Here is a 24,842-nt window from a genome sequence, read left to right on the forward strand (position 1 = left end):
GTCATTGGCCTGCGGCCCTGATGATGTCCGCCGCCTTCTCGCCGATCAGCACGCTGGGCGCGTGGGTGTGCCCGCGGATGATCGTCGGCATCACCGATGCGTCGGCGACGCGCAACCCGTCGACGCCGCGGACCCGCAACTCGGGGTCGACGACGCTGGCATCGTCGCGGCCCATCCGGCAGGTACCCACCGGGTGATAGAGCGTGTGCGACAACGAGTTCAGCGCCCGCTCCATTGTTTCGTCGTCGAGGGTCGTGGCGTTGAGCGGCCTTGCGATCGCGCCGATGATGCCGTTGAGCGCAGGCGATTTCGCGATGGTGGCGCACATCCGCAGACCGGCCATCAACGCCTCGCGGTCTGCTCCCGCGGGGTCGGTGAGATAACGCGGGTCGATGATCGGCTTGTCCTTGGGATTTGCGGTCCGCAACGTGATGGTGCCGCTGCTGCGCGGCTTCAGCAGGATCGGCCCCATCACGACCGCATGGCCTGGATACGGGTCGCCGATCCCCTCCTCGAAGTACGGTGCAGGAGCGAAGATCAGCTCCAGGTCCGGCAATTCGAGATCCGCGCGGCTCTTCACGAACCCGTACGCCTCGCCGACGTTGGAGGTCAGCATGCCCCGTCTGCGGATGAGATAGTTCAACAGTTCGAGTGGCTTCTCGGCCGCGAAGAGCGAGTCGTTCGGCACGTCGAATCCCAGTGGCACGACAAGATGATCGAGTAGATTGGCGCCGACTTCCGGTGACGGGGCAACCACTTCGATGCCGTGCTCCTCGAGCTGGTCACGGTCACCGATACCGGAGAGCATCAACAGCTGCGGGCTGTTGATCGCGCCACCGCAGAGGATCACCTCACGGTGTGCGCGCACCACCTGCCTGGTGCTGCCCTTGTCGAACTCGACGCCGACGGCGCGACGCCCGTCGAACAGCACCTTGGTCGCGGTCGCCTCGGTCAGCAGTGTCAGGTTCGGCCGTTTGAGCGCGGGCCGCAGGTAGGCATCGGCGGTGCTCCACCGCGCGCCGCGGCGTTGCGTGACGCGGGTTTCGCAGAAGCCCTCCGGCTCAGCCTGATTAGGTTCTTCGATGCGGTAGCCGCATTCCTCGACGGCCTTCAGCCACGCTGCGGTGGACGTGCGGGGGCTTCGTTGACGCGCGATCGACAGCGGGCCGCTCTCGATGCGGGTCAGATACGGTTCGAGATGGGCGTAGTCCCACTGTTCGCCGGCGACCGCACCCCACTCGTCGTAGTCCGCGGCGAAGCCGCGCACCCACATCATCGCGTTCATCGACGAGGAGCCACCGAGCATTTTGCCTCGCGGCCAATAGATCTCGCGCCCGTCGAGTTCCTTCTGCGGTTCCGTCAGATAGTCCCAGTCCATCGGAGTGCGCATCAGCTTGGCGAAACCCGCGGGGATGTGGATGAATTTATCCTTGTCCTTCGGCCCGGCTTCGAGCACCACGATTTGGGAGGAGGTGTCGGCGCTGAGGCGATTGGCCACTACCGATCCAGCAGAACCAGTTCCCACAACGACATAGTCGGCGTCCACGCGCCGGAGTCTATGAGTCCGGTGGGTATCGATGGGGCCGCTTGGCGTGGATGCGCCGCCCCGAATCGCGCGAGCAGACGCAAAATGGCCCGACACGCCGGGAGAAGTGTGCACTCTGCGTCTGCTCGCCAGGGGACTCGGTGGGTCAGCTAGCAATTTCGGCGCGGTCGAGGTGGTAGAAAAGTCGGCCGACGAGGTCAAAGGGTCGACGGCGGACATCGTCGACGACGATCGGCACGATGGTGTAGCCACACTCCTGGAGCCGCGCCGTCTTGGTCCGGTCGTGCCGCAGCGCAGCAGCAGTGGCATGCCATTCCATACTTTCGTATTCGGCGATGACCATCGCCTCCGGCCACGCGAAGTCAACTCGCCACAGTTCGCCACAGCGATCCACGATCTCGTACTGAAGCACCGGCATCGGCAAGCCCCCGTCGATGAAGACCAATCGTGCTTCGCTCTCCATCGGCGACTCTGCACGACCGTCTGCATACGACGCCAGCTCTCGGACTTTCACGATTCCACGCCTACCTTTCTGCTCGGCTATCGCCGCGTGGAGTTCCACCGGGCTGCAAGCCCCGCTGTGGAGCACGGCGTCGAGTGTCGCCAGCGCCCGGGAACGTCGGAGATCGCGCGCGATTTCTACCGCCGTCCACGCAGGTGCCGTCGCAAGCCGCCCGTCTATTCGCCGTAGCGGCGCTCCAGCCCGTTGATGCACCATCAGATTTGGTGCCGGCCGTAAGCGGACGCCAGGGTCAAGCACGTGGATCCGGGTCGATTGCTCCGTATCGAAGCCGTACAACTGGGCCGCCGTCGACATACACGCGACGATTGTCTTACCGGTCATCAGGTCGAGCCCAGATAGTCGAGCCTTGATGTCGGGTTGGCCCAACGTATATACGCCGTGCCACACGCGAACGATGGCGCCGGCTTTCACGTAGTCGGAAAGGGTTCTGTGGGACAGCACGGATAGCAACTGTTTTCGGGTGGCAAGACCACCGCCGGAAGCGAATACCTCTTCGATGAACACCGCTCGACACTGAAAGATCTGGCGACGATCGAACAGGGCCCCCCAACCGATCTGGGGACAAACTCGAAGTTGTGGATGGCCGAGCAGACACAAAATGACCCGACACGCCGGGGAAGTCGGAACCTTTGCGTCTGCTCGCCGGTAGTTAGGCGGACAGCGCGATGTGGTGCGCCCCCTCGACGGCGGCGTACCGCTGCGGGCTGCACGTCAGCACGATCACCTGCCCGTCACCGCCGACGGCGTTGAACACCGCACCCATCTTGACCAGTCGGTCGGCGTCGGTGAATCCCAGGGCGTCGTCGATCACCACCGGAACGGTGTCCTCCTTGGCGACCAGCGCAGCGCCGGCCAACCGCGCGACGATGCCCAGCTGCTCCTTGGCGCCGCCGGACAGCGACTCGTAGGGAACCGTGCGACCAGACAGCGTCCGGCTGCAGATCTTCAGATCGCTGTCGATCTCCACTTCGAAACTGTCACCGAAGACGAGGCGACCGAGCCGCTCCACCTCGGTCCGGAACGGGTCGACGTAACGCAGCCGTGTGGCATCACGGTGCCGAATGATCACCGACCGCAGCAGTTCCGCGGCCCGGGCCCGCCGCTGCACCCGCAGGTATTCCGCCTCGGCGTGTTCGCGTTCGGTCTCCGCCGCGTCTAGTTGCCCCTTGCGACCTTCGGTGCCGTACACCTTCAGCTGAGTCTTGACCTCGCGGAGCGCCTCGGCCACCTCGTCATGCTCGCGGCCCACCTCCTCGGCCCGACGGGTGGCGTCGTTGAGCGCGGCGGCGACAGCGTCCGGAGCCGCTTTGGCCAGCTCGGCGCTGAGCTCGGCGACGAGGGTGTTCGCGCGTCGCGCCTCCTGCTCACATGTTTCCGCCTTGGCGGTCAACTCCTCGTCTGCGGTGGTCCCACGCTGCCGCGCCAGCTGGTCACGCGCGAGGGTGAGCTGGCCCTGCTCGGTGGTGAGCTTCTCCCGCATCAGCGCGACCCGAGTCTCGCGCTCCCCCAACTGCTTTGCCGCGGCCTCGGCAACCTTGCGATGCTTCTCGCAGTCCGCGATGGCCTGCGCCGCGGCGGTGGTGGCCGCCTGGAGTTCGGCTCGTGCGGCGTCCGCGTCGGCTTCGAACAGGTCGGCGGCGACGGGCTGGCGCGCAGTCAGCTCGGCCAACCGGGTCTGCAGCTGGTCGACCGACGCGTCGCCGGTCAACGCCTCGATTCGTGCGACCAGCCGATCCCGGGTGGTCACCAGTTGCAGCCGGCGCTGGTCGAGGGCGCGCGCCGCGGCGACATCGGCGACACCGGCCTTCGCCAACTCGGAGGCCAAAAGCTGCTGGGCCGCTTCGAGTTTGGCATGCGTCTCCGACGCCGGCGTGCTCGGCGCCAGGCGCGCAGTCAGCACCCCCGGCACTTCGATCTCGGTCTGCGAGCTCACTCCGGTCGACCAGGACTGGCCCGCCTCGAGTGCACGTACTTCACCGCCCACGCGCACCTCGACGTCGGCGATCGCCACCAGCTCGAGGTGCGCCGACATCAGTTCGACCTGTGCCATCGCGACGTCGACCGCCGAGTTCGCCGCCTCGATGGCGCGCATGCCCTCGCCGGTCAGCGCGATGCTCGCCAGCTCCGCCTCGGTGCTGTCCAGATCGCGTTGTGCCCCAGCGATCTTGGCCAGCATCCCCGCCAGCCGATCGGCCTCCTCGCGCGCGACCAGCTGGTCCACGGTCCGGCGGGCTGCATCGGCGCGGCCCTGCGCGGCCGTCATCGCCGTCCGCGCCTCCTCGGCGACCACGTCGGCGGCCTGCTTCACCTCGGCGGCGGTGGCCAGCGCCTCGGCCGCCTCGGCGGCCGAGGCTTCGAGCTCGACGATGGCTTCGGCCCGTCCGTCGATCGCGTCCCGCAACGCGCGCCGATCGTTGACCGCCGTTGCCGCCGCGGTGCGGCCGGCCTCCGCCGCGGCAGCGACCAGCTCGGCCTGTTTGAGCTCGCCTGCCAGCGCGGCAACCGCTTCGGCAGCAGCCTGGGCCGCCGTCAGTTGCTTTGAGGCGTCGGTGCGGGCCGCGGTCAGCCGGGCCAGCTCCTCGGTGAGTTCGGCATGCCTGCGTACCGCGTCGTCGACCTCTGCGATGGCGGCCGCGCACCGGGCCAGCTCCTGGTCGGCGGCCTGGAGCCGTTTCTGGGCGGCAGCCCACTCCCCGGTGGGGCGGCCGGTGCGGGTGAAGTAGTTGAGGTACTCGGTCTCGATGCGGTCGACCAGCAGCGTGTCGGTTCCGTTGGCGGCCGACGGCACCGAAGCATCGGTCGGGGCGACCGCGGCGCCGGCAGCGACGTCGAGCGCGCGCGACAGCGCATCACACCCCGACAGGTCCACGGCTTCGGTGGCTGTCGACTGCAACACCCGCTGGGCCTGCCACAGGCAGGTGTCGACGGTCTCCTCCAGCATGGCCCTGACCCGGTCGTGCGCCTCGTCTCCGGTGAGCTGTTCACGCCGCGGCGCCAGCACCGTCAATTCGGTCTCGGCCCGCTTGTGAAAACGCTTGCGGTAGACGAATCGATAAGGGCCGGTGGAGATGTCCGCGGTGATCTCGGCGCCGACGTCGGCATGCGTCGGCTTGACCTGCTTGACCTCTTTTTTGGATGAGCGGTCCTTGGCCTCCAGAAGCAGGTCCAGCGCCTCGATCATCGACGACTTGCCGATCTCGTTGGCGCCGCTCACCACCACGACACCGCGGTCGGGGAACTCGATTTCGCGGTGCACGATGCCGCGGTAGTTGGTCAACACCAAGCGGTGCAGTTTCACGCCACACCCCTGTCGGCCAGACGCAGCAGCAGCGCCAACGCCGCCCGCGCGTCGTCGGCGTCGGCGCCATCGGAGCGCGCCGTGGCCACCAACTCGTCGACCGCGGCCGCTGCGAAGCCGCCGATCCCGAGGTCGTCGAACTCACCGTCGGCGGGTGTCACCGCGATTTCGGATTGCTTGTCCCACACGGTGAGTGCGGCGAACAGGCGCGCGTACTTGTCCAGGCACGCATCGAGGGTGGCCTTGTCGGTGACCGTCAGCGAACCGGTCAGACCGACGCGCACGACGGTGCGCTCCTTGTCGGGCATCAGGTCCAGATTGAGATCCAGATCGGCGATGTCACGACTGCTGTCGACCGAACGGCGCAGCGTCACGAACCGCCACCGACCCACCTTGCGGGGTTCGACCCGCACCGGCACCGAAGGATCTGCCTCGTCGAGGTTTACCACCAGCACATGACCGGGATCTGTCTCGATGTCGTCGTAGTTGGTGACCTCTGGCGAACCGGAGTACCAGATACGGCCGGTGGAACCGACCTGCATGCGAGAGTGCTTGTCGCCCAAAGCCACATAGTGCACCGCCCCGCGCGCGATGGCGGCCTCCAGCGCCGCCAAGCGAATCAACGACGGCCGATCCTTGTCGGGAACGAAGATGTCGACCCCGCCGTGGCCGACGACGATGCGGGCGACGCCGTCGGCGGGCAGGTCATCGAGCACGGAGGCGACAGGATCTGCGACCGGGGCCTTGGAGGTCCACGGCGCAGCGACCAGTTGCAGGCCCGGCCGCACCTCATACACACCAGGTCGATCGAGGACCGTCACGTTCTCCGGGCACTCGGACCGAAACAGCGGGCTGGTGTAGACCGACGATGCATCCAGCGGATCGTGATTGCCGGGCAGCAGGTACACCGGGACGCCGATGGCGCGCATCGCCTCCAACGACTGGCTGACGTCCCGGGGCGCGAGTTGGTTGTGCTCGAAGACGTCGCCGGCGACGACCACGAACTCGGCTCCGGTGTCGGCGGCGAGCTCACCGATACCGGCCACGACATCGCGCCGCGCGGCCGAATAGCGGGGCTGCGCCTCACCGTTGAGGAAGTAGCGGGTCATGCCGAGCTGCCAGTCGGCGGTGTGAACAAATCGCATCTCGGCCCATCCCCTTCCACTCTCCGTGTCGGCCGGTCTCTTTGCCGGGCATGGCGAGTGTAGGTCCGGGCGCCGACAAGTCCGGTGAGGCGCGGCGGGGCTCAGATCAACGCAACACGTCCACCGGAAGCTCGTCCTCACCACTTTTCGATTGCGATGCACCACGGCGCTCGCGAGTTCGACTCCGCATGGCGAGAACAAGTTCCACCGCGAGTACGGCCAGGAGCGACACACCGAAAACCGGGAAGATGAGCGCCAGACCGACGGCGGCTCCCGAGACCGCGATCACCACGAGCCGTGGCGCGTTGGCACCAGTGCCGGCGCTAACCCGGCCTGGGACTCCGCTACGCCCGGCGGGCCGGCGCCTCCACCACATCAGAAGCCCGGTTAGCGCGCTGATGAGCACGCCGAGGCATGCCAGCGTCGCCACGACGCGGGTCAGTAATCCGAACTGGTTGCCCATATGCATCGCTATGCCGAAACTGGTCAGTTGGGAGAGCGCTCCATCCTCTGCTGCGGTGGCGTTGGCGATGGTCCGGCCGGTGAACTGGTCGAGAAAGAGCGCGCGCTGCTCCGACAGCTTCTGCGGCCATGCGTTGACCACGGTGTAGCTGCCGTACACCGTTTCCCCGTCCGCTGTCACATCTGCCGGCGGGATGATGGCGTAGCCGGGGACCATTTTCTCGCCTTTCGCGAGCCGGTCGATGTCGGCGAACGAGAGCCGCTGCGGAACCGCGCTGTCGGTTGTTGATGCGAAGACCGGGTCATCGGTAGCGGCCCACGCGATTCGACGACCCAGCCGGTCGTAGTCGCCCATCGTCGCTGGCGTCGAAGGCGCTTCAACCTCCGCCGAGGGCGTGACGATCGACGAAACGGCGCGCCAGTTCTCACCCCAATACCGCGACCACGTCAAACCCGACAGCACATAACAGATGAGAACGACCGCGAGCACCACACCGGTCAGCGCGTGCATATCTCGCCACCGGATCCGACCGCCACTAACCCATCGGATCTTCAGCAACGGCTTCGCGGCCTCGATCGCTCGTGGCCACCATAGGTAGACCCCGCTGGCGATCAGCACAAGGATCCAGACCGCCGTTAGCTCCATCCAGAGGTTTCCAACCCCGACTGCAATCACGGGGTCGGGATACGACGTCGGCGCGATCAGGTGTCCGAGCGATGGCAGGTGCACGTGCGGTCCATCGTTGCCGAATAGTCGGTGCAGCTGATTCGCCCACCCGACGAGTCCGGACAATTCACTGCGCTGTCCGAGATATCGCCCGGTGTACGGGTCGATGAAGACCTGGATGAGATTGGCTTCCCCGGCCGGAAGCGAGAGCCCGTCGGGCGGCACAAAGTCGACCCGGGTCGACCGGTTCACGGCGGCCGGCGGGGTAACGGCATCGAGGGTGTAGTCCGCGCCGACGTTCTGCTCGGCGGCGGCGATCTGGTCATCGAGCGACATCGCTTCAGGCCCCTCGGCGACCAAATACAGATCACGGTTCAGCCAGTCGTTCAGCGGTTGGGAGTAAAGGATCACGAGACCGGAACACGCCAGCAGCACAAGTGCCGGTCCCGCGAAAACACCCACCCAGAAATGCAGGCGCCAGATGCGCCTCAAGGCAGCCGCATCGCGGTGGCGCTTAATGGTGCTTGATGTGGTCATCGGTGGCACCTGGGTACCAACAGGGCTGTATTCAACAACTGATTTACGTCCTTCTATGAGGTAGGTAGAAAGGGAACCCGTTGCAGCGCAGTAGATCCGAGTAACCAACCGGCATGCAACAGCGTCCGGATACGGCGATACCGAATGGGGTTCGCCACCTAGCCGCACCATGCGACGAGCCAAAGGCTGCGTCAAGGGCGGGGTGTAGGGGTGTCAGTCGGCCGCTATGCGGTCGGCGCTGCGAGTTGTGGAGGCGCGCGCATACCCAGCCCGGAGCAACGCAGAACTGACTGCGCACGAACGTCGTCGCTCGCCGGCGGCAACGACCGCACTGCCGGCCGCGAGGTGGGCGCCGCGAATACTCGCAGCCAGCACAGCACCGATGCACAGACGACGTAGAGATATTCGACGGAGCTGATCGCGATGCCGAGAATCACGGCTGCCGCGAGGTGGGCGCCAGTCATTGACGGGGTGGCGCCCAGTACGCCGCCGTGGTCATGTTGATGTCCCGCCGACGCCATCAATGTCAGGTGACCGACGGACTGCGCGACGATAAGCGCACCGATCACGCCGAATAGCCTGTCGCGTCGGACTTCGAGCGGCGCGGTGGCCAGCGCAGCTCCGACGGTCGCGCACACGATCATCGCAATCACGAGCCTGCCGCCCTGGGGAACAAGTCCCCCTGCTGCCGCGTGGGCGCCGACGGTCACCACTGCCGAGCACAACCCCACCAGTACGCCGCGCACCCAGCGCGCGCGCGACTTGGGCGTACTCACGGTTCAGAACCTTACCGGCGCGGCCACTACATGACCTGCTGGACCCGGCACTCGCGGCACCTCTACGGTAAGACGGTGAGCGACTCCTTCCGGACGCTGTTGCTGCTACGCCACGCGAAGTCGGAGTACCCGACGGGAGCGTCCGACCACGAACGCCCGCTCGCACCGCGCGGAATCCGCGAGGCCGCACTGGCAGGCGACTGGCTGAGAGCGCACGCGCCCACGGTGGATGCGGTGCTGTGTTCGACGGCCACCCGCACTCGAGAGACGCTCGAACGCACCCGGATCGACGCACCGGTGAAATTCCTCGATCGGCTCTACGAGGCCACCCCCGGTGCGGTCATCGAGGAGATCAATCAGGTGCCGAAACGATTCGACTTCGACGTGGCCACCCTGCTGGTCGTCGGTCATGAGCCGACGATGTCCGACCTTTCGCTCGGCTTGGCCACCGACGAAGGCAGTAACAACGCTGCGGCCGAACGCATCTCGATGAAGTTTCCGACCTCGGCGATCGCTGTCCTGCGCACCGGCGAGACCTGGGATCAGCTGACGCTGAACAGCGCAGCGCTGGTCACCTTTCACGTGCCGCGCTAGAACTCAGGCGCGCGTGGCCAGCGTCAGCTCCATCAGCTTGAGCGCCATCGCGCATGCATCGCTGCCAGGGGTCTGCGGGTTGACCCACCATCCGACCACGCCCGCCGCATCGCTGGCGACGCCGCACGCGCCGTTGGCATCGTTCGGGCGCATCACGATGGAATCGATACCGGCCACCGTCTTGTTCTCGACCCGGTACCCGAGCTGATCAGCCACCTCGCGCTCGTTGTCCAGGCTGCCCTCTTCGAACCAGAACCGGGTGATGTCCACCAGGCCGGTCGGATTCGCCGCCTGCCAGCGGCACACCGCACCGACGAACGTGCTCTGGATGTCCAGTGGATCGGCGTCGACCGTCTCGGCGAGGATGTCCTCCGTCAGGACGTCGCACTCCTTCTGCAGGTTCGGATACTGCCGTTCGGAGTCGTTGTTGCGGGGCGCACTGCCGGAACCGGCCTTGATGGCGGTCCCATCGACGGTGCTTGTGCACCCGACGAGCACCGAGAGTGCGGCGCACGCCGTGACCAGAGCGCCTGCGGCGCGACGAGCAAGTCTCATTTGGAGTTCACAATCGACTGGCGGGTGAGTTCCTTGGCAACCTCGCACGCATCCGGAAACGGCTTCTCGCTGTAGCTGACCGACCATTCGATGAAGTCATCGTCGAACTGGATGCCGATCTCGCACAGATTGGTGCCGAGGATCGGATCCTCACCGACCGCGATGAACCCGTCGTGCCCCTCGATGTTGATGTCCTCCACACTGGCGCGCGTCAGTTCTTCGGTCTTGCGCTCGCGCCCGATGGGGCTGCCGCGGAACCACGTGAACGAGAAGTGCGGTCCCAGGATGCTGCCGCCGGACAACCACTGGCACCCCACCGAGGTCTTCGCGGTGTTCACCAGGCCCGGTACGCGCGTCTGCGAAATGACTTCCTGGTCGCTGATGCCGCCGCATTCGGGGAAGAAGGGGCCGTGGGTGGCGCTGGCTGTCGGCGTCGAGGTCTGCGGCACCTCCGGATTGGCGGGCTCGGAATCCGAGCAGGCGGCAAACATCGGAATGATCGCCACAGCCGCCACCGCCAGCGCCTTGTTATTTCGGCGGGGGTTTCGGCTCGTCCGGGCCGGACGCGTCGTGGAAGTCACGCCATGCACTGTAGCGGCAGGTCAGACCCTCAACCACCGACATGCCGGTTGACCAGGGAATTTATGCAATTCTCAGGCGAGTCTGCCAATCAAGGCGATCAACGGGTGTGCGAAAGTAGCCAGATGTTGTGGGCGCTGCTGCGACAGTATGCGCGGCCGTACCGGTGGCTGCTCGCGATCGTGGCGGTGTTCCAGTTGATCAGCACCCTGGCATCGCTGTACCTGCCAACCGTCAACGCGGCGATCATCGACGACGGCGTCGCCACGGGGAATCTGCGAAAAATCGTCGAACTGGGCGGCGTGATGCTCGCGGTCACCGCGCTGCAGGTGGTCTGCGCGATCGGCGCGGTGTACTTCGGGTCTCGGGCCGGCACCGGTTTCGGACGTGACCTCAGGTCGGCGATCTTCCACCACGTCACCGGCTTCTCCGCCGAGGAGACGGCACGCTTCGGTGCATCGTCGCTGCTGACCAGGACCACCAACGATGTGCAGCAGATTCAGCTGCTCGTGCAACTGACCTGCACCATGCTGATCACGGCGCCGCTGATGTCGATCGGCGGCATCTTCATGGCGATACATCAGGACGCCGGCCTGTCGTGGCTGCTGCTGGTCAGCGTGCCGATCCTGGCCGCAGCCAACTACTGGATCGTGTCGCACCTGCTGCCGATCTTTCGCCGCATGCAACGGCTGATCGACGGCATCAACCGGGTCATGCGGGAACAACTCGCCGGTATCCGGGTGATCCGCGCGTTCACCCGGGAAACGCACGAACGCAACCGCTTTGAACAGGCCAACCAGGCGCTGGCGGATGCCGCACTGGAAGCAGGACGCTGGCAGGCGCTCATGCTGCCGACGACCACACTCGTCATCAACATCTCCAGCGTCGCGCTGATCTGGTTCGGCGCCCTGCGCATCGACGCCGGCCAGATGCAGGTCGGCTCGCTGATCGCGTTCCTGTCGTACTTCATGCAGATCCTCATGGCGGTCCTGCTCGCCACGTTCATCCTCGTCGTCATTCCCCGCGCATCCGTCTGCGCCGACCGCATCGGCGAGGTGATGTCCACCGAGCCGCAGATCACCAGCCCACAAAATCCCGTCCGGCCGGCCACCATCAGGGGCGAGATCCACCTGGATCACGTCACGTTCAGCTATCCCGGTGCCGAGCGCCCCGTGCTGCAAGATGTCTCGCTGATCGCACGGCCGGGGACGACGACGGCGATCGTCGGATCCACCGGCTCGGGCAAGTCGACGTTGGTGTCGTTGATCTGCCGGCTGTTCGATGTGACATCCGGAGCGGTGCGCATCGACGACATCGACGTGCGCGACCTCGATCCCGAACAGCTGTGGGCGGCGATCGGTGTGGTCCCGCAGCGGGGCTACCTCTTCTCCGGCACCGTCGCCGACAATCTGCAACTGGGTGCGGCGCCGGGACAAGTGGTGACCGAAGACGACATGTGGCGCGCGCTGGAGGTGGCCGCCGCCGATGACTTCGTGCGCGCGCACGCCGACGGGTTGGCCATGCGGGTCGCCCAGGGTGGCATCAACTTCTCCGGTGGCCAGCGCCAGCGTCTGGCGATCGCGCGTGCCGTCATCCGTCGCCCCGCGATCTACCTGTTCGACGACGCGTTCTCGGCCCTGGATGTGCACACCGACGTCCGCGTCCGCACCGCGCTTCGCGAAGTGTCCGGACAGTCGACAGTTCTGATTGTCTCCCAACGTATTTCGACGGTATCCGCCGCGGATCAGATCGTCGTCATCGACGACGGTCGCGTTCGCGGAGTGGGCACCCACGAAACACTGCTGGCCGAATGCCCCGAGTACGCCGAGTTCGCCGACTCCCAGGCGCTGGGAGCCGCAAGTGGGCCCAACGCACGTGAAGGGAGCGCCACGTGAGCGGGCCCATGGCACGACCCATCCGGGGTGCGGTCCAGGCTCCGACCGAACGGTCGCGCGACTTCAAGGGTTCCGCGATCCGACTCGTCAAACAGCTGACCCCGCACCGGGGCCTGGCCGCCACGGTCGTTCTGCTCGGTGTCGGCGGGATCGCGATAGGCGTCGTCGGCCCCCGCATCCTCGGGCATGCGACCGATCTTCTCTTCAACGGTGTAATCGGCCGACAGTTGCCGGCCGGACTGACCAAGCAACAGGCCATCGAGGCGGCCAGGGCGCGCGGCGACAACACCTTCGCCGATCTACTCTCGGGCATGAACGTGGTACCCGGACAAGGGGTGGACTTCGGCGCCGTCGCTCGCACGCTGGCCTTGGCACTGGCGCTGTATCTGGTTGCCGCGCTGATGGTCTGGCTGCAGGCCAGGCTGCTCATCGTCGCGGTGCAGCGCACGATGGTGGACCTGCGTGCCGATGTCGAAAACAAAGTGCACCGGATGCCGTTGTCGTACTTCGACTCCCGCCAGCGTGGCGAAGTGCTGAGCCGCGTCACCAACGACGTCGACAACATCCAGACCTCGTTGTCCATGACCATCAGCCAGCTGATGACATCGGTCCTGACCGTGTTCGCGGTGCTGGTGATGATGTTGACCATCTCCCCGCTGTTGACGCTGCTCGCCGTGATCACCGTGCCGCTGTCGCTGTGGGCGACAAGGGTTATCGCCCGCCGCTCCCAACGCCTGTTCGTCGCGCAATGGACCAATACCGGCCGCCTCAACGCGCACATCGAGGAGACCTACAGCGGTTTCACCATCGTCAAGACGTTCGGCCATCGCGCCCAGGCACAGGATCAGTTCCGGGAGTTCAACGACGACGTGTACGGCAGCAGCTTTGGCGCGCAGTTCTTTTCGGGCCTGGTTTCGCCTGCGACGGTGTTCATCGGCAACATCAGCTACGTCGCGGTGGCGGTGGTCGGCGGCCTCCAGGTCGCAACAGGTCAGATCAGCCTCGGCAGCATCCAGGCGTTCATCCAGTATGTGCGGCAGTTCAACCAGCCGCTGACGCAGGTCGCCGGCATGTACAACACGCTGCAGTCCGGCGTGGCCAGCGCGGAGCGGGTCTTCGACCTCCTCGACGCCGAGGAGGAGTCGCCGGAGCCGGCGCCGATGCCGCACTCGCCGGACGGGCGCCCCGGCCGCGTCGAATTCAGGAACGTGAATTTCAGCTACCAGCCCGGCACCCCGGTCGTCAGTGACCTGTCACTGGTTGCCGAACCCGGAACCACGGTGGCGATCGTCGGACCCACGGGCGCCGGCAAGACGACACTGGTGAACCTGCTGATGCGGTTCTACGAGGTCGACTCGGGCCAGATCCTGGTGGACGGCGTCGACATCGCCACCGTGAGCCGTCAATCGCTGCGGTCGCGTATCGGCATGGTGCTGCAGGACACCTGGCTGTTCGCCGGGACCATCTACGACAACATTGCCTACGGCCGCCCGGACGCCAGTGAGGACGAGGTGATCGCGGCCGCCACCGCCGCGTACGTCGACCGGTTCGTCCACCAACTGCCCGACGGATACCAGACCTGGGTCAGGGATGACGGGACGAACATCAGTGCCGGCGAAAAGCAGCTCATCACCATCGCCCGCGCGGCACTGTCCAGCCCGCACCTGTTGGTGCTCGACGAGGCGACGAGTTCGGTCGACACCCGCACCGAGTTGCTGATCCAGCAGGCGATGGCCGAATTGCGCCGGGACCGGACGAGTTTCATCATCGCGCACCGGCTTTCGACGATCCGCGATGCCGACGTCATCGTCGTCCTCGAGGCGGGCAGGATCGTCGAAAAGGGCAGCCATGACGAGCTGATGGCTAAGCGTGGCGCTTATTGGTCTATGACACAGACCTAGTCGCCGTACTCTCGAAACGATGAGCTCGACGGTGTACACCTTCTGCAGATACTGCTCGGCGGCATGCGGTATCGAGGTCACGGTCGAGAACAACAGGGCGACGCGGATCTCGCCGGACAAGCAGAATCCACACAGCTGGCAGGACTTCTGCGCCAAGGGCAGAACCGCGAATCAACTCGTCGAACATCCGCGCCGGATCATGGCACCGATGCGCCGAGTCGGCGACGCGTATGTCGAGGCCAGTTGGGACGAGGCGATCGCCGACATCGCCGCGCGGATGAACGCGCTGATCGCCGCCGACGGGCCGGACGCGATCGGCCTCTACTACGGAAACCCCACCGGCTTCTCGTCGTCGAACGTGCTGTTCATGATGGCGTGGCTCGACGCCGTCGGAACCCAGAACCGGTACGCCGTCGGCTCGGTGGACCAGAACGCCATGCACGTCGTCGCGGACGCGATGTACGGATCGATCCTGATGGCGCCGGTTTCTGACGTCGACAACTGCGACTACTTTCTACTGGTCGGCGCGAACCCCGCAGTGAGCGCATGGAATTGGCTGGAAACGGTGCCCGGGGGCTGGAAGCGAACACTCGAACGTCAGCGGCAGGGCGCGACGCTCGTCGTTGTCGATCCGGTACGCACCGAGACCGCGGACAAGGCCGATCTCCACATCGTGGTGCGGCCGGGACAGGACTGGGCGCTGTTGCTCGGCATGGTCAAGGTCATCCTCGACGAGGGCCTCGAGCACGCCGCTGACTGCCGCGACCTGGCGACAGGAGTCGACGTACTCCGCGACCTCGTCGCAGATGCCGACCTCGACGACCTGGCCGTGCGCTGCGATGTCCCCCGCCCCGTCATCGAGCAGGCGGCACGGGATTTCGCCGCGGCACCACGCGCCATGGTGGTCACCCGCACCGGCGTCTCGCTGCATGTCACCGGGACCATCGGCGAGTGGTTGGGCCACGTGCTCAATGTGATCACCGGTCGCATGGACCGACCGGGCGGCCGCAGGTTCGAACCCGGCTACATCGACGCGCTGAGGTTATCCGGCCTTGCCACCCCGCCGACCCACAAGAGCCGCCTGAAGGGTCGTGACCTCGTCGCGGGTGCGCATGCGCTCGCCGAGTTGTCCGACGAGATCCTCACCCCGGGCCCCGGCCAGATTCGCGCGATGGTCATCAATTGCGGCAACCCGGTGGTGTCCGGCCCGCACGGCGCGAAACTCGACGAGGCGCTCGCCGACCTCGACCTGTTGGTGGCAATCGATTTGGTACAGCGGGAAAGTCATCGTCACGCGCACTGGCTGCTGCCTGCTGTGCACTGGCTGGAGCGCGACGACCTGATGGCATTGACCAGCAATCTGCACGATGAGCCGTACGTACAGTACGGACAACGCGCGCTCGATCCACCACCGCAAGCACGCGAGGAGTGGCGCATCTTCGTCGACCTGGCGATCGCGATGCGCAAACCGCTCTTCGGGGTGAAGGGAATGAACGGCTTCGTCAGGGCCACGCGCACACTGGCCCGGCTCACCGGCAGATCCGCACTGGAGTTCACCCCACAGTGGCTGAACCGACTGTTCATCGCCACCAGCCGAAAAGTCAACGGCCGCAAGCTGAGCTGGCGCGATCTGATGAACAACCCGCACGGTCTGGTACTCGGGCCAAGCGAGTTCGGCCATTTCCGCGCCGCACTACGCACCGAGGACAAGAAGGTGCATGCGGCTCCACCCGAGTTCGTGGCCCGAGCACGTGAACTGCTCGCCGAACCGCCACCTCAGGCTCCAGCCCGGTATCCGTTCCAGCTCGCGAACCGACGGAACCGACACTCGATGAACTCGTGGCTCAACGAGCTTCCCGGACTGCATCCGTCGGGTAAACGCAACGACGTGATCATCAACACCGAAGATGCCGCGGCGCTCGGAATCACGGACGGCGACACCGTGCGTGTGTTCTCCGAAGTGGCCGAGATCAACCTCGCCGCATCGCTGAGCGATCGCGCGCGCCGCGGGGTGGTGATCGTCGATCATGGTTGGGGCTCAAGGGTATTCGATCCTCGAGGGCACTGTGCGCCGGAGAAGTACGGGGTGAACCGCAATCTGCTGGTCGACAACGCCGACGTCGATCCGCTTTCGCAGACCGCACCACTGAACTCGTCGTACGTCGGTGTCGAACGCCTTTAGAGCTGCGGCCCCTCGGCGCGCAGGTCGTCGACGTTGCGCATCGCGTCGCGCAGCTTGGTCAGCCATTCGTCGGCATGCTCACCCACCAGCCTGACGCACCACGCGAGCGCATCGGAGCGCGACCGCGCCACACCGGCGTCCACCAACGTGTCGAGCACCTGGCGTTCGGGTTGCCGGAGACGTGTCATCACCGGAACGGCGATGTGGGTGAACAGGACCCGTTCGGATTCCTCGTCGCCGGTCTGGACGCCCCACGCGACCTTGCGCCCGAAGCGGGCCTCCGCTTCGTCGGCGATGCGCATGCGCTCGGACCGGGTCTCCTCACGGAAGCGCGCGATCCTGCCGGATGCGTGCGCTTCACTCTCCTCCCCCTCGATGTCGGGGAGGCGGCCGACGACCGTGATCTCCTCGCGGTCCACGACGACCGTCGGATCGCCGGCGAACCAGCCTTCGGGAAGCCGACCGGCGAACCAGTCGGCAGCGTCACCTGCGTCGGGCTGCTGAGCCTGTTGCCAACCGCCGGGACGGCCGGACCGCCGACCGTGGGAATGATGGGTTCTCATGATTACATGATTACATCGTTACAACACAGATGGGACGGCTTTCTCCCGAAGCGAACAGCGGTCAGGGGCGCGTCCTACTTGCGGTTCATGAGCAGTACGGCGCCACCACCCACAACGGCGCCGATGAAGAGCAGGACCGCCAGCGTCGGACTGACCAGCCACCACACCAGAGCCAACCCGATGATCACCGGGGAGGCGACGAACAGCACCATGCCCGGGTGCTGCTTGATGACCGCGAGAGCGCTCTGCGCACGCACCCGGTCAATTTCTTTTGCCATGCCCCAAGGATGCCAGTCGTCGGACTACTTTGGTCGCCATGACGGGACCAAACAGCGGAAGCTGGCGGCCGGACCCCGAAGGTCGCTACGAGCACCGATGGTGGGACGGCCAACGGTGGACAGATCAGGTTTCCCACCAAGGGCAGATGCTCCGAGCGCCGCTGGGCGGCGCACCTCCGCCAGGGCCTCATCCACCACCACAACCCGGGCCGCCCCAGGCGATGGCCATGGGCGGTCAGCCGCCCGGTGACGGCTTCGCGGGCATCACAGGCGATCTGGTCGACGGGCGCTTCAGCGAAAAGGAAGCCAAGGCGATCGCCAACCAGAACTCGAAGCTGCTGCGCGTGCGCCTGGGCGAACCCTTCATGGCCCGTCAGGGTTCGATGGTGGCCTACCAGGGCAACGTGGACTTCGCCTTCGAGGGTGGCGGTGCGTCGAAGTTCATCAAGAAAGCGCTCACCGGCGAGGGGCTTCCGCTGATGAGGTGCCAGGGTCAGGGCGACGTGTTCCTAGCCGAGCGGGCGTACGACGTGCACCTGCTGAACCTGACGAACTCCGGGTTGTCGATCAGCGGTAAGAACGTGCTGGCCTTCTCGTCGAGCCTCGACTGGAACATCGAGCGCGTCAGGGGCGGCAGCATGGTGGCCGGCGGGCTCTTCAACACCACCCTGCGCGGTACGGGTTGGGTGGCGCTCACCACCGACGGGCCGCCCGTGGTGCTCAATGCGGCTGAGGCGCCGACGTTCGCCGACACCAACGCGGTGGTGGCGTGGTCGGCCAATCTGCAGACCCAACTGAAGACGAGCTTCAAGGCGGGCGCACTGATCGGGCGCGGCTCTGGCGAGGCGATTCAGGTGTCGTTCTACGGGCAGGGCTTCGTGATCGTGCAACCGTCGGAGGGTGTCCCACCTGTCGCCTCTGCCTGAACACCCTGGCCTGAAAACCCTGGCCTGATCACAACTCCAGCAGCACCGTCACCGGGCCGTCGTTGACGAGCTCGACCTGCATATCCGCACCGAACACGCCGGTTTCGACGTGTGCGCCGAGCCCGCGCAGCGCGTCGGCGAACGCGGTCACCAGCGGTTCGGCGACGGCACGCGGGGCGGCAGCGTTCCATGCCGGCCTACGGCCCTTGGCGGTGTTGGCATAGAGCGTGAACTGGCTGACAACGAGGACCGAGGCGCCGACGTCGCTCGCCGATTTCTCGTCGTCGAGAATGCGTAACTGCCAGAGCTTTTCGGCCATGCGCCGTGCCGTCGACGCGTCGTCGTCGTGGGTGACGCCCACCAGTGCGACGAGCCCCTGACCCTCGGGGCGCACCGCACCGACGACCTCGCCGTCGACCCGTACCGCCGCCGACGTCACCCGTTGCACGAGAACACGCATGGCAGCCGATGCTGCCATGTACGCGACGACATGCGACGAGGTAGCCCTGTTGGAGCGCCACGCGGGCCCTTTGTCATACCCCGTGGGGGTATGATACTGATGTAGTCATGAGCACGACGACAACTGTCACGGTCACCGGGATGAGCTGCGGACATTGTGCCGCGTCAGTGCGTGAGGAGATCACGGAGATCCCGGGCGTTCGCGCGGTCGAGGTGGACCTGACCAGCGGCACGGTCACCATCGACAGCGACAGCGTGGTCGAGTCCTCGGCGATCAGGTCTGCGGTCGAGGACGCCGGCTACCAGCTGGCGAGCTGATGAAGACTGGACAGAAGGTCACCGCGTTCGTCGCCGCCCTTGCGGCGGTGTTCGCCGTCGCCGTGTGGATCGGCAACGCCGTCAGCCGGGACGAATCGACTGTCGCGGCCGCCGAGGAACTGCCGGGCGGCCTGCAGTCAACGCAGGACGGGTACACGCTCGCATTGAATGATTCGATCGCGACGGCAGCACCCAACGCGGAGTTGAGCTTTCGCATCCTGAGTCCCAGCGGCGCACCGGTGCAGCGGTATGTCGAGACCCACGAGAGGCCGTTGCATCTGATCGTCGTCCGCAACGACCTCGCCGTGTTCCAGCACGTCCACCCGACCCTGGACGGACAGGGCACATGGAGTGTGCCGCTGAACCTCTCCCGCGCGGGCGACTACCGCGTCTACGCGGATTTCATGCCCTCCGGCGGGCCGGCCTTGACGCTGGGAGCCAACCTGCACGTCGCAGGCAAGTACGACCCGCAACCGCTTCCCCCGGCGTCGACGACAGCGGAGGTCGACGGCTTCACGGTGACACTCAGCGGCACCCCGAAGGCCAATGAGGCGTCGATGCTGACCCTGTCGGTCAGCCGTGACGGCGAGCCCGTTCGCGACCTCCAGCCCTATCTCGGTGCCTACGGACACCTCGTCGCGGTACGCGCATCCGATCTGGCCTACCTGCATGTGCATCCAATGGGTCAGGTGGGAGACGGCACCACCACGCCAGGCCCGGACATCGTGTTCCACACGACGTTTCCCAGTGCGGGTGCCTACCGGCTGTTCCTCGACTTCCAGCACGGCGGCGTCGTCCGCACCGCCGCGTTCACCGTGAACATCAGCGAGACCGCGCAGCAGGATGCGGCGCCATCCGGCGGTGGTGGCGGGCATCAGCACTGACATGTCAGTCGTGGAACTCTCGGTCGACGGCATGACATGTGCGTCGTGTGCCAGCCGAATCGAGAAGAAGCTCAACAAGATCGGCGGCGTCACCGCGACGGTCAACTTCGCTACCGAGAAGGCCCGCGTCGAGTTCGGTGACGACATCACCGCCGATCTGCTCGTGAAGACGGTCGAGGAGGCCGGTTATCAGGCTCATCTGCCGACGTCGGAAACGACTGAGGCGGAAGCGGATCCGACGGCTGCGCTTCGCACGCGGCTGCTGATCTGTCTGGCCATGACGGTGCCGGTCGTCGCGACGGCGATGGTGCCCGCACTGCAGTTCATGTACTGGCAGTGGGTGTCGCTGGCGCTGGCGACCCCCGTTGTGCTGTGGGGCGCATGGCCGTTCCACCGGGCGGCGTGGGCGAATCTGCGGCACGGCACCGCCACCATGGACACGTTGATCTCCATGGGGACCCTGGCCGCCCTGGGGTGGTCGGTGTACGCCTTGTTCTGGGGTGCGGCCGGCACGCCGGGTATGACGCACGCGTTCGAGCTGACGATCGGCCGCACCGACGGCAGCGGCAACATCTATCTCGAGGCCGCGGCGGGAGTCACCACCCTCATTCTCGCCGGGCGCTATTTCGAGGCCAAATCCAAGCGCCGCGCGGGCGCGGCATTGCGCGCGATGCTGGAACTCGGGGCCAAAGACGTGACGGTGCGGAGAAACGGTGCCGAGCAACGCATCCCGATCGAAGCGCTGAAGGTCGGCGACGAATTCGTGGTGCGCCCCGGCGAGAAGATCGCCACCGACGGCGTCGTCGTGGAGGGACGTTCCGCAGTCGACGCGTCGCTGCTGACCGGAGAATCGGTACCCGTCGAGGTCGAGCCCGGCTCTGAGGTGGCCGGTGCCACGGTCAACGCCGACGGCACGCTGGTGGTGCGGGCAGACCGGGTAGGCGCCGACACCGCACTGGCCCAGATAAGCCGACTGGTCGAGGAGGCCCAGAACGGTAAGGCGCAGGCCCAGCGACTGGCCGACCGGATCTCCGGCGTCTTCGTCCCGATCGTCATCGCGTTATCCGTTGCGACACTCGGATTCTGGATCGGCACAGGCGGACCGGTGGCCGCGGCGTTCACGGCGGCCGTCGCGGTGCTGATCATCGCGTGCCCATGCGCGTTGGGTCTCGCGACACCGACGGCGTTGATGGTCGGCACCGGTCGGGGAGCGCAGCTGGGCATCTTGATCAAAGGGCCCGAGGTGCTGGAGTCGACCGAGGAGGTCGACACCATCCTGCTGGACAAGACGGGCACGGTGACGACCGGCACGATGACGCTGGTCGACGTGATCACCGCCGATGGCGAGCATCCCGAACAGCTCCTTCGGCGCGCGGGTGCGCTCGAAGGGGCGTCCGAACACCCGATTGCGAAGGCCATCGCGGCCGGCGCGCAGGCCACGGTGGGAGAACTCTCCCAAGTAACGGATTTCACCAATCTGCGGGGACTCGGCGTCCGCGGCGTCGTCGACGGCGCCGAGCTTACGGTCGGGCGACCGCGGCTGTTCACCGAGATGTCCGAGAAACTTTCGGAGGCCCTGCGAAGCGCGGAATCCGCGGGCAGGACGGCGGTCGTGGTCGGCGGGGACGGCGCCGCCCTCGGCGTGCTGGTGGTCGCCGACGCGGTGAAGCCGACGTCCGCCGATGCCGTCAAAGAGCTTCGTGCTCTTGGTCTTACGCCGATCCTGCTCACGGGCGACAACGAGGCGACGGCGCGAACCGTCGCCCAGCAGGTGGGCATCGACGAGGTGATCGCCGGAGTGCTACCGGAGGAGAAGGTCGACGTGGTCAAGCGCCTGCAGGCCGACGGGAAAACCGTCGCGATGGTCGGTGACGGCGTCAACGATGCGGCCGCTCTCGCGCAGGCCGACCTGGGACTGGCCATGGGCAGCGGCGCGGACGTGGCGATCGAGGCAAGCGATCTGACCCTCGTTCGCAACGACCTGCGCACCGTCCCGGATGCGATCCGCCTGTCGCGCCGGACGCTGGCGACGATCAAGGGCAACTTGTTCTGGGCGTTCGCCTACAACGTCGCGGCGCTGCCGTTGGCCGCCGCCGGCTTGCTCAACCCGATGATCGCTGGCGCCGCAATGGCTTTCAGTTCCATGTTCGTCGTCAGCAACAGCCTGCGGCTGCGCCGGTTCACGCCGTCGCGCTAGTCACCAGTTCCGGGTGGAACTTGGCCGCCATGCGGCGCAGGCCGTCCTTCCAGTCGACGGTCGCGGGTCCGATGAGTTCGCGCATGCGCGTGACGTCGAGGGGGTTGCCGCGCAACGCCTGGTCACTCTCCTCGAACGACGGCTGGATCCCGATGAGGCCGCCGAGAAACGTGCACCACTCCTGGATGCTGACGAACTGCTCGCTGGCCCAGTTCATGGTGGTGGCCGGAACCGAGGCGATCTCGAACAGCTTCGGGATGGTCGCGATGATGTCGTCCTCGTGCATGAGGTTGTAGTGCGCCGGCCCGCCGGGCGGAACCGGGATCGGCATACCACTGAGCATCATCTCCATGTGAAAGAACGGCCACCCGCCGTTGTCGCCGTACGGGACATTGAGCCGGGCGATGGTGCTGGGAATGCCGAGCGCGCGCGCCATCGTGCGGACGACGACCTCGCCGGCGATCTTGGAGATGGAATACGTTGGCAACATTGGCTTGTGGTTGTCGCCAAGCGCGGCGCGTTCGGTACGGGGGTCGTCGCCGGGTGGGTCGTAGACGGCCCCGGACGAGCAGTGCAGGAACGCCTTCATGTCCCGACAGTGCGCCATCAGAAGTCCGACCGACTCCGCATTGGCGGCAAGGTCCTTGTCCCACCGGCCGCTCTTGGCCACCGCCAAGTTGATGACGTAGTCGAAATCTGCCGGAATTCCGGTGAAGTCACCACTGGCCAGGTTGACCGTTTCGCAGCGCACCCCGGACTTCTCCAGCTCGTCTCGAGCCTCGGCATCGGTGAAGCGGGCGATCCCCCACACTTCGTTCTCGGCGGCCAGCGCCTTGGCGACCGGCATGGCGACCTGCCCGGTTGGGCCCGTGATGAGAATCTTCGAACCGCGCATCGGCTGATCGTAGAGCCGCACCGCGGTTACAGCGCCGCGTTTACCGGTCCCAGCACCAGACAGTTCGGGTCGGTCGTGAAGTCGAAGATCGCCCCGCAGCCCCTACCGGACGACTCGTAGGTCTTACCGGGCTCGTACGGCTCGTAGAACACCTGCGCCGGAGCCGCGTCGCGGGACTGCGTGCACTGATCGGACTGGCCGACCACGGACACACAGGCCACTGCGAACTTGGGCTTCCACGGCGCCAGGCAGCCCGCCGGCGTCAGCGTGGCGGTCACCTTGGCGACGCCGTCGACCTGGACCACCTGTGGTGGTGAAAGCGTGAAGTTGCAGGGCCCGGGGTTCGGCGGAGGCGGCTGCGCGTGTGCCCCACTTGCGCCCGCGAGTCCGGCCAGCACGACCGTCGACGTCAAACCGATCACCACGGCGGTCCGATTCATTCCTGGATCGTATCGACCAGCCCTACCTTCGGGCGCCTCTTGGCGTAACAAACACCGTCCCATCCGTAACTGACCTCAGTCGGCGGATCGTCGGACGCGAAACAACTTGACGTCGGAGGAGATGCCCTTGAGGTGGCGTGCGCCGGCGAAGGACCAGGTGAATCTTTCGTCGTCGCCGACGGCGTCGTACGTGGACTCGGAGACCAGGACCGAGCCGGGGCGTGCGGCGCCGGTGACTCGGCTCGCGAGATTCACCGGACTGCCATACCAATCACCGGCCCGGCTGACCGCCTCCCCTGTCGCCATCCCCGCCCGGAGTCGCGGGAACCCGTCGTCCCGCTCCGCTTCGCCGACCAACGTCAACACGGCTTCCAGCAGCAGCACCGGATCGGGACTGACAAGCATGACTTCATCACCGATGGTCTTGACGAAGCGCACAGGCGGCACCGCGACCTCGTGGGCGAGATCTGCCAGGCGGTGCGCGAGCTTTTCCAGCTCTTCTGGCGGAACCTTCTCGCCGAGCCGGGTGAACCCGACGAGGTCGGCGAACGCGATGCTCACCAGCCTCGCACCCGGAAGCCGTTGCCCCTCCGCCATTTCCGATGCGCTGATCGCCTCGGTCTCCAACAAATGTCGCAGCTGAAGTCGCAGCATCTCCTGGATCATGGGACCCAGCATCGGCGCCGCGGCGCCGACAAGCGCCTCGGAGTTCTTCGCGATGGTCAGCTCGCTCGCCGTCGGGTCGAGGATCGACGCCAGACCGGCGTAGCGCATCACCTCGGCCGCCCGCGACAGGCCATCCGCCAGCAACCGGGTGACCTGGACGAGCTGGTCGGGGTCGATACCCAACTCGACGAACCGCTGTCCGAAGGCCGCGGCCTCGGCGTCCGCACGCAAGAGCACAGGGGCATCGGGATCGTCGATGGTCGGCAGCCCCATCGCCCGCTGGAAGCGCTGGAGAAGCTCCAGGTCGATACCGGTCTTCTCGCAGGTCTCGCGCGCGGAAACGTAGACACCCTCGTCACCCAGCACCCGGCGGGCCGCGAGCAGCATCGGCGCGTACGAAGTCCTGATCTGTTCGACGGTGAAGCCCTGGTCCAGCAGCCACTCGACGAGTTCGAGGCGTTCGGCGCGGTCCTTCCCCTCTAGCCCGTCGAGCAGCCCGGACGCCGCGATATCGGAGTCTTCCGCCACCTGCTCAACGTATACCCCGCAGGCATGC

Annotated in this window: 22 protein-coding genes; 8 read left to right on the forward strand and 14 right to left on the reverse strand. The window is 66.3% G+C overall.

Annotated features, from left to right (window positions below; genetic code table 11):
- Position 1: 1 nt before the first annotated feature.
- The 6 genes from H7J93_RS17440 to H7J93_RS17465 form a co-directional block, all read right to left on the reverse strand.
- Positions 2–1,546 carry a GMC family oxidoreductase gene (locus H7J93_RS17440; RefSeq protein WP_267307547.1) on the reverse strand — a complete coding sequence of 515 codons (1,545 nt, stop codon included), beginning with the start codon at positions 1,544–1,546 and terminating at the stop codon, positions 2–4.
- A 145-nt stretch (positions 1,547–1,691) separates the two neighbouring features.
- Positions 1,692–2,573 carry a type IV toxin-antitoxin system AbiEi family antitoxin domain-containing protein gene (locus tag H7J93_RS17445; RefSeq protein WP_267307838.1) on the reverse strand — a complete coding sequence of 294 codons (882 nt, stop codon included), beginning with the start codon at positions 2,571–2,573 and terminating at the stop codon, positions 1,692–1,694.
- 145 nt (positions 2,574–2,718) lie between these two features.
- Positions 2,719–5,367 carry an AAA family ATPase gene (locus H7J93_RS17450; RefSeq protein ID WP_267307548.1) on the reverse strand — a complete coding sequence of 883 codons (2,649 nt, stop codon included), beginning with the start codon at positions 5,365–5,367 and terminating at the stop codon, positions 2,719–2,721.
- A complete protein-coding gene (locus tag H7J93_RS17455) occupies positions 5,364–6,512 on the reverse strand; it encodes a metallophosphoesterase family protein (protein WP_267307549.1) in 1,149 nt (382 codons plus the stop codon). The genes H7J93_RS17450 and H7J93_RS17455 overlap by 4 nt, the downstream gene beginning before the upstream one ends.
- 106 nt (positions 6,513–6,618) lie before the next feature.
- The gene (locus H7J93_RS17460; protein WP_267307550.1) at positions 6,619–8,178 is read right to left on the reverse strand and encodes a PepSY-associated TM helix domain-containing protein; all 1,560 of its coding nucleotides are present in this window, start codon (positions 8,176–8,178) and stop codon (positions 6,619–6,621) included.
- A gap of 224 nt (positions 8,179–8,402) precedes the next feature.
- A complete protein-coding gene (locus H7J93_RS17465) occupies positions 8,403–8,954 on the reverse strand; it encodes a hypothetical protein (RefSeq protein WP_267307551.1) in 552 nt (183 codons plus the stop codon).
- A gap of 30 nt (positions 8,955–8,984) precedes the next feature.
- On the opposite strand from H7J93_RS17465, the gene H7J93_RS17470 reads away from it, so the two are divergent.
- Entirely contained in the window at positions 8,985–9,548 is a 564-nt protein-coding gene (locus tag H7J93_RS17470; RefSeq protein ID WP_267307552.1) for a SixA phosphatase family protein, read from the forward strand.
- Positions 9,549–9,551: 3 nt separating this feature from the next.
- Here H7J93_RS17470 and H7J93_RS17475 read toward each other — a convergent pair whose 3' ends face one another.
- On the reverse strand, positions 9,552–10,103 hold the full coding sequence (locus tag H7J93_RS17475) for a DUF3558 domain-containing protein (RefSeq protein WP_267307553.1): 552 nt from the start codon (positions 10,101–10,103) through the stop codon (positions 9,552–9,554).
- On the reverse strand, positions 10,100–10,693 hold the full coding sequence (locus H7J93_RS17480; RefSeq protein ID WP_372507922.1) for a DUF3558 domain-containing protein: 594 nt from the start codon (positions 10,691–10,693) through the stop codon (positions 10,100–10,102). The genes H7J93_RS17475 and H7J93_RS17480 overlap by 4 nt, the downstream gene beginning before the upstream one ends.
- 114 nt (positions 10,694–10,807) lie before the next feature.
- On the opposite strand from H7J93_RS17480, the gene H7J93_RS17485 reads away from it, so the two are divergent.
- The 3 genes from H7J93_RS17485 to H7J93_RS17495 are packed head-to-tail and all read left to right on the forward strand — an operon-like array spanning position 10,808 to position 16,660.
- Entirely contained in the window at positions 10,808–12,577 is a 1,770-nt protein-coding gene (locus H7J93_RS17485) for an ABC transporter ATP-binding protein (RefSeq protein WP_267307554.1), read from the forward strand.
- 8 nt (positions 12,578–12,585) lie between these two features.
- Complete coding sequence (locus tag H7J93_RS17490) at positions 12,586–14,478, forward strand: ABC transporter ATP-binding protein (RefSeq protein ID WP_267307840.1); 1,893 nt, start codon at positions 12,586–12,588, stop codon at positions 14,476–14,478.
- Between the two features lie 19 nt (positions 14,479–14,497).
- Positions 14,498–16,660 (forward strand): molybdopterin-containing oxidoreductase family protein, encoded by a 2,163-nt coding sequence (locus tag H7J93_RS17495; RefSeq protein ID WP_267307555.1) that lies wholly within the window; start codon positions 14,498–14,500, stop codon positions 16,658–16,660.
- Here the strand turns inward: H7J93_RS17495 and abmR are convergent.
- Entirely contained in the window at positions 16,657–17,223 is a 567-nt protein-coding gene (gene abmR / locus H7J93_RS17500; protein WP_267307556.1) for an ATP-binding transcription factor AbmR, read from the reverse strand. The genes H7J93_RS17495 and abmR overlap by 4 nt on opposite strands.
- Before the next feature lie 74 nt (positions 17,224–17,297).
- Positions 17,298–17,501 (reverse strand): hypothetical protein, encoded by a 204-nt coding sequence (locus tag H7J93_RS17505; protein ID WP_267307557.1) that lies wholly within the window; start codon positions 17,499–17,501, stop codon positions 17,298–17,300.
- A gap of 38 nt (positions 17,502–17,539) precedes the next feature.
- Here H7J93_RS17505 and H7J93_RS17510 point away from each other — a divergent pair, with 38 nt between their 5' ends.
- Positions 17,540–18,427, forward strand: a complete 888-nt coding sequence (locus tag H7J93_RS17510; protein WP_267307558.1) for an AIM24 family protein — start codon at positions 17,540–17,542, stop codon at positions 18,425–18,427.
- Positions 18,428–18,455: 28 nt separating this feature from the next.
- Here H7J93_RS17510 and dtd read toward each other — a convergent pair whose 3' ends face one another.
- Positions 18,456–18,887: a D-aminoacyl-tRNA deacylase gene (gene dtd / locus H7J93_RS17515; RefSeq protein ID WP_267307559.1), complete on the reverse strand. Its 432-nt coding sequence runs from the start codon at positions 18,885–18,887 to the stop codon at positions 18,456–18,458.
- Between the two features lie 107 nt (positions 18,888–18,994).
- Here dtd and H7J93_RS17520 point away from each other — a divergent pair, with 107 nt between their 5' ends.
- The 3 genes from H7J93_RS17520 to H7J93_RS17530 are packed head-to-tail and all read left to right on the forward strand — an operon-like array spanning position 18,995 to position 22,285.
- Positions 18,995–19,204 (forward strand): heavy-metal-associated domain-containing protein, encoded by a 210-nt coding sequence (locus tag H7J93_RS17520; protein WP_267307560.1) that lies wholly within the window; start codon positions 18,995–18,997, stop codon positions 19,202–19,204.
- Positions 19,204–20,088, forward strand: coding sequence for a DUF8832 domain-containing protein (locus H7J93_RS17525; RefSeq protein WP_267307561.1), 885 nt, complete (start codon positions 19,204–19,206; stop codon positions 20,086–20,088). The genes H7J93_RS17520 and H7J93_RS17525 overlap by 1 nt, the downstream gene beginning before the upstream one ends.
- Before the next feature lies 1 nt (position 20,089).
- Positions 20,090–22,285 (forward strand): heavy metal translocating P-type ATPase, encoded by a 2,196-nt coding sequence (locus tag H7J93_RS17530; protein ID WP_267307841.1) that lies wholly within the window; start codon positions 20,090–20,092, stop codon positions 22,283–22,285.
- On the opposite strand, the gene H7J93_RS17535 is transcribed toward H7J93_RS17530, so the two are convergent.
- From H7J93_RS17535 to H7J93_RS17545, 3 genes are all read right to left on the reverse strand, one after another.
- Positions 22,269–23,180: an NAD-dependent epimerase/dehydratase family protein gene (locus H7J93_RS17535; protein ID WP_267307562.1), complete on the reverse strand. Its 912-nt coding sequence runs from the start codon at positions 23,178–23,180 to the stop codon at positions 22,269–22,271. The two genes, H7J93_RS17530 and H7J93_RS17535, sit on opposite strands and share 17 nt — an antisense overlap.
- 26 nt (positions 23,181–23,206) lie before the next feature.
- A complete protein-coding gene (locus H7J93_RS17540) occupies positions 23,207–23,620 on the reverse strand; it encodes a hypothetical protein (protein WP_267307563.1) in 414 nt (137 codons plus the stop codon).
- A 75-nt stretch (positions 23,621–23,695) separates the two neighbouring features.
- Positions 23,696–24,814 (reverse strand): adenylate/guanylate cyclase domain-containing protein, encoded by a 1,119-nt coding sequence (locus H7J93_RS17545; protein ID WP_267307564.1) that lies wholly within the window; start codon positions 24,812–24,814, stop codon positions 23,696–23,698.
- Between the last annotated feature and the right edge of the window lie 28 nt (positions 24,815–24,842).

It is taken from the genome of Mycobacterium barrassiae, assembly GCF_025822765.1.
GTDB classification, from domain to species: domain Bacteria; phylum Actinomycetota; class Actinomycetes; order Mycobacteriales; family Mycobacteriaceae; genus Mycobacterium; species Mycobacterium barrassiae.

Excerpts from the sequence above, each read along its gene's own strand:
- H7J93_RS17490 (WP_267307840.1), top strand. The coding sequence starts at position 12,586 with ATGGCACGACCCATCCGGGGTGCGGTCCAGGCTCCGACCGAACGGTCG.
- H7J93_RS17470 (WP_267307552.1), top strand. The coding sequence starts at position 8,985 with ATGACCTGCTGGACCCGGCACTCGCGGCACCTCTACGGTAAGACGGTG.
- H7J93_RS17540 (WP_267307563.1), bottom strand. The coding sequence starts at position 23,620 with ATGAATCGGACCGCCGTGGTGATCGGTTTGACGTCGACGGTCGTGCTG.
- H7J93_RS17460 (WP_267307550.1), bottom strand. The coding sequence starts at position 8,178 with ATGACCACATCAAGCACCATTAAGCGCCACCGCGATGCGGCTGCCTTG.
- H7J93_RS17485 (WP_267307554.1), top strand. The coding sequence starts at position 10,808 with ATGTTGTGGGCGCTGCTGCGACAGTATGCGCGGCCGTACCGGTGGCTG.
- H7J93_RS17525 (WP_267307561.1), top strand. The coding sequence starts at position 19,204 with ATGAAGACTGGACAGAAGGTCACCGCGTTCGTCGCCGCCCTTGCGGCG.
- dtd (WP_267307559.1), bottom strand. The coding sequence starts at position 18,887 with ATGCGTGTTCTCGTGCAACGGGTGACGTCGGCGGCGGTACGGGTCGAC.
- H7J93_RS17475 (WP_267307553.1), bottom strand. The coding sequence starts at position 10,103 with ATGAGACTTGCTCGTCGCGCCGCAGGCGCTCTGGTCACGGCGTGCGCC.
- abmR (WP_267307556.1), bottom strand. The coding sequence starts at position 17,223 with ATGAGAACCCATCATTCCCACGGTCGGCGGTCCGGCCGTCCCGGCGGT.
- H7J93_RS17510 (WP_267307558.1), top strand. The coding sequence starts at position 17,540 with ATGACGGGACCAAACAGCGGAAGCTGGCGGCCGGACCCCGAAGGTCGC.
- H7J93_RS17455 (WP_267307549.1), bottom strand. The coding sequence starts at position 6,512 with ATGCGATTTGTTCACACCGCCGACTGGCAGCTCGGCATGACCCGCTAC.
- H7J93_RS17495 (WP_267307555.1), top strand. The coding sequence starts at position 14,498 with ATGAGCTCGACGGTGTACACCTTCTGCAGATACTGCTCGGCGGCATGC.
- H7J93_RS17505 (WP_267307557.1), bottom strand. The coding sequence starts at position 17,501 with ATGGCAAAAGAAATTGACCGGGTGCGTGCGCAGAGCGCTCTCGCGGTC.
- H7J93_RS17530 (WP_267307841.1), top strand. The coding sequence starts at position 20,090 with ATGTCAGTCGTGGAACTCTCGGTCGACGGCATGACATGTGCGTCGTGT.
- H7J93_RS17520 (WP_267307560.1), top strand. The coding sequence starts at position 18,995 with ATGAGCACGACGACAACTGTCACGGTCACCGGGATGAGCTGCGGACAT.
- H7J93_RS17535 (WP_267307562.1), bottom strand. The coding sequence starts at position 23,180 with ATGCGCGGTTCGAAGATTCTCATCACGGGCCCAACCGGGCAGGTCGCC.